Annotated in this window: 6 protein-coding genes; all 6 read right to left on the reverse strand. The window is 51.1% G+C overall.

Going from position 1 to position 3711, the window contains the following annotated elements; all coding sequences use genetic code 11:
- On the reverse strand, window positions 1-441 hold a 441-nt coding region (locus QJQ48_RS27545), incomplete at its 3' end, for a toprim domain-containing protein (RefSeq protein WP_346294419.1).
- Entirely contained in the window at window positions 438-1091 is a 654-nt protein-coding gene (locus QJQ48_RS27550; RefSeq protein ID WP_346294420.1) for a hypothetical protein, read from the reverse strand. The genes QJQ48_RS27545 and QJQ48_RS27550, both read right to left, overlap by 4 nt.
- Window positions 1092-1154: 63 nt before the next feature.
- Entirely contained in the window at window positions 1155-1796 is a 642-nt protein-coding gene (locus tag QJQ48_RS27555; protein ID WP_346294421.1) for a hypothetical protein, read from the reverse strand.
- A gap of 28 nt (window positions 1797-1824) precedes the next feature.
- Entirely contained in the window at window positions 1825-2619 is a 795-nt protein-coding gene (locus tag QJQ48_RS27560; protein WP_346294422.1) for a hypothetical protein, read from the reverse strand.
- On the reverse strand, window positions 2619-3191 hold the full coding sequence (locus QJQ48_RS27565) for a hypothetical protein (protein WP_346294423.1): 573 nt from the start codon (window positions 3189-3191) through the stop codon (window positions 2619-2621). The genes QJQ48_RS27560 and QJQ48_RS27565 overlap by 1 nt, the downstream gene beginning before the upstream one ends.
- A partial coding sequence (locus tag QJQ48_RS27570) for a hypothetical protein (protein WP_346294424.1) occupies window positions 3192-3711 on the reverse strand: 520 nt, incomplete at its 5' end.

Here is a 3711-nt window from a genome sequence, read left to right on the forward strand (position 1 = left end):
ATCTAAGACCTGCCTAGCTCTAGCCGCATCGGCTAAATCCTGGTCTAGTGACTGGGCAGCGTTGGCGATCGCCTGGGTGACGGCTTTCTCCGATATCTCCGAGTAGCGTACCCGGCGCAGCTTGCTCTCTGGTAAGTGGAGCTGCTGAGCCAGATGCCAACCGATTGATTCACCTTCTCGGTCAGGGTCAGTGGCAATGCACACCTGCTCTGACTGTTTTGCCAGCTTGCGCAGCTTAGAGAGTACCTGTTTGCCTCGCTTACCTCTGGGCACATAGCGCGGCTCTACACCTCTGCTGGTGATGGCAAAGCCTAGATTATCTTCGCCATCGTTCGCCAGCTCCGTGATGTGACCGAAGCTCGCCTCTACCCGCCAATCGCGGCCCAGAAAACCCTGAATCGTTTTGCGTTTAGAAGGCGATTCTAGAATAAGTAATTTCATAGCTCTAGCCCTGACTCATCCTGCTTTTGTTGCAATTGTTGGCGCTGGTTTTCCTGCTGCTGAACAGCGATCTCTTCCATCTTTTCGGCAGACTGATTCATCCGCTCTTGGTCTGCAGACGTTATTCCCTTAGCCTTGAGTACATCACCCGCCTGAGCAACCAAAGAGCCGCCTGTCTCCTGGTTCTGGAGCACCCGTACATCACCCGCTTGAGTCGCTGAGTAGGTGTTGCCTTCGATGACATCCGTGCTACCTACCGTCTGAGTTTTGCCTGCTGCTTTGGCCGCATCCATGAAGCGCTCGGTCGATTGCGCTACTGATTGCGCTACGGAATCAGCCGGAGAGCTAGGCTCATCGGCTGATGTCGTTACCGTGGCTGGCTCATCCGGTGAGGGTTGGCTCGAACTCTCGGCTTCTGCAGTCACCTCAACTTGCCCCTGCTCACGCTGCTTATCGGCTGCGAAAAGGAGCTTTTTCTGACCGTCAGACGGCTCGTTGCCATAAATCTGTTCTCCAGCCCGGATTTTGGCTGCCGCTTCTGCTAAGTCAGTATCGCCACCTTCGCCCATCTCATCGGTGTATTGCTCTTTGAGCTGGTTGAGCATCCGACCATATTGGCGGGCTTGTTCTCCGCTTGATTGTTCTGCCATCTGCTTGAACCCAACACGTCAAGTCATGCCGCACTCGGCCTGAGTGCGGCTCATCAGCATCATTCAGTTATGCGCGGCTTTGGCCTGCGTGGCTTTATGGGCCTGAAACTGTGACTCTAGCTCGGCTAAGCGGCTCTTGAGATTCTCCACCCAGCCTTGCGTAATCGGCTGTACAATACTGCCGAAAACCTTATCTTCCTCGCGGTCGCCATCAAGGTATTGCAGCATCACATTTGCCCTAGCCGGAACTGGAATTTTAGCCACTCTCTTAACGCGGGCAAAGCGCATCTGATGATTTTCATAGACACGTACCAAAGAATCGACAATCACCCCGTTCCTCAGCTTGCCGCTATTCTGAGCAGGCTCAGCTTGAGCGCTGTCTGGCCCATTGACTGAAGGCTCGAAGATGTCCTTGATGTCATCGAAGCGATCCTTCATGTCTTCCAGCCAGCCCCGTGTCACGGGCTGCACAATATTGCCAAAAACCTTTTCCTGATTCCCACCCTCTAGCTCGTCAAGATACTGCACCGTCACGTTTGGCCCTATGCCGGGTCTGCTCACTACATGCAGAACTCTGGCAAAGCGCATTTCATGCTCCCTATAGATCCGCACAAAAGACCCGGCTCGAACACCGTTCTTTAGCCTGCCGCTCTTTTGAGGCTTAGCTTGAACGGTAGATTGGCTCGCTAACTGCTGCGTAGTCATGAGGTTTTCTCCTTTTTTTGATAGTTCACTACAGCTCTAGGTCAGGAGCTGGCCGCTGTTGGCGGCGCTGCTCCTGTTGCTCCTGCTGTAGCTGCTCAACACTCACCTGGCTGTACTGACTCCAGGCTTCTCGATCTGAGGCAGTTAAGCCGCTGGCTTCGCTGACACCTGCCTCATCTCCAACTGCAATTCCTTCACTTTCCTGGTTCTTCACCGTCACCACACCAGCTCGACTACGGCTGGCAATGTAGCGCTCGTTGACGGCTCGAACTTCGTCCAAACTCTCATCGATAACCCCAGCGGCGATCGCCGTATCTAAGAAACGACGGGCATTGCCTAGAATGTCCTGAGCCATATCATCCTGACTCGCTGTTTCATCTGATGCTTCACCACTGGCTTCTGCTTCTCGCTTAGGTGGCTCTGAAAAAGCGATCGCTGACTCTACCGGCTGCTGGTCTTCCGACTGCTCTAGCTGGGCTACCTCTTCCTCTACCTGCTCGATACCGCTATCACCTGAGCTATCGCTGTTAGCTGCCGCTGTACTGGAAAGCTGAGGGGACAGCTCTATTGCAGGCGATTGCTCTATACCTGACTGCTGACCTGTTAGCTGCTGCGCAGCCCGATTTAAGGTTTCCTGCTCGTCAGCCATTGGCGCGTAGGTTGGCAAGTCAGCCTGCCGCTGCCGGGTCGATACGACCTGCCAAGCATCACCAGGGCTAACGCCTTGCTGAGTCAAGGTATCAACACCTTGCCGTAGCCGCTCACGCTGAACGTTCGTGAGATCGGCTAAAGCACTAGGCAAATGGATATCAGCTCTAGACATTAGTAACTAACAACTGCTTCATCGACAACAACCCAATCTGCGCCCTGATAGCAAAGCGTGTATTGAGTGATTTCTGTTTCAGTCGGATCGCTATTAATAATCAGACAAGGATAGCCGCCGCTAGTACGTTCTGAAAGCTGAAGGGTAGGTACTCCTTCAGGTAATCTGGAAGGTAGATAACGACCAAAAATCAGGTTGTCCTCACTGTCATAGATGACATGCAAGCTACCTAAGCGCCCCGTCAATTCTGGCGAATTGAAGTCAACAAACAACAAGCCTTCATCAGACTGAAAGACCCGCATCGTTTCTAAAATTGAGTCTCTATTGGCTGACTCGGCTGAGTTCTCAGCAATAATTTCTTTAGCTTTTTCCTCCGAGATAACTGAAGTAGCACTTTGCCAGTTCAAGCCATCAGAAGCTCCAGCAGATGAGCAGCCTAAAAGAAATAGCGACGATACTAACAGAAATAAGCCAAAGCCCAAGTAAGAAAACTTCACTAGCTTTCCTGCCCATTCGGGCAGCTCAATGTCTTCCTCAGCTTGATATTTTTTGTTTTTTTCATCAATATTCATTTACTGACTACTCCTAATTTCATCCAAAACATTTAAGCGTTGTAATGTTTGCGCTTCTTCAGGAAATAAGTCTATAGATGAGAGGTCAAAAGCGTTGATGAACTCTGCTCTGCTCATACGCTCAAGCTGAATAGAATACTCAATCTCTCGAAACTTAACAGCCGCATCGAGCGGAACATAATTCGCATATTCAAGAAAGTCTCGTGGTGTATTCCAAAGCTCTCGCTGACAAGTATTTTCAGTCTGCGATGAGACTAAAAGGGCAATAGGATACTGCTCAGAACCGGGAGCCGATTCATAGGTATAAATAAGGTAGTAGTTAGTGTCTTCAACTGTCGCGGTTGCAATTAGCTCAACGCCGCCAGCGGTAAAGGGAGAACGGCTATCTATGCAGGCGTCAACAGCCGGAGGAACTGACTGCTCTCCCTGGCCTCTTACGCTCGAAGAGGAAAGTAAACTAATGGCGATTGAGATGCCTATTGCCATCAGCGATAATCCTATGTAGTTAAAACGCCTCATC

The organism is Sphaerothrix gracilis Ecp01 (assembly GCF_030405905.1).
Classification (GTDB): domain Bacteria; phylum Cyanobacteriota; class Cyanobacteriia; order Phormidesmidales; family Phormidesmidaceae; genus Sphaerothrix; species Sphaerothrix gracilis.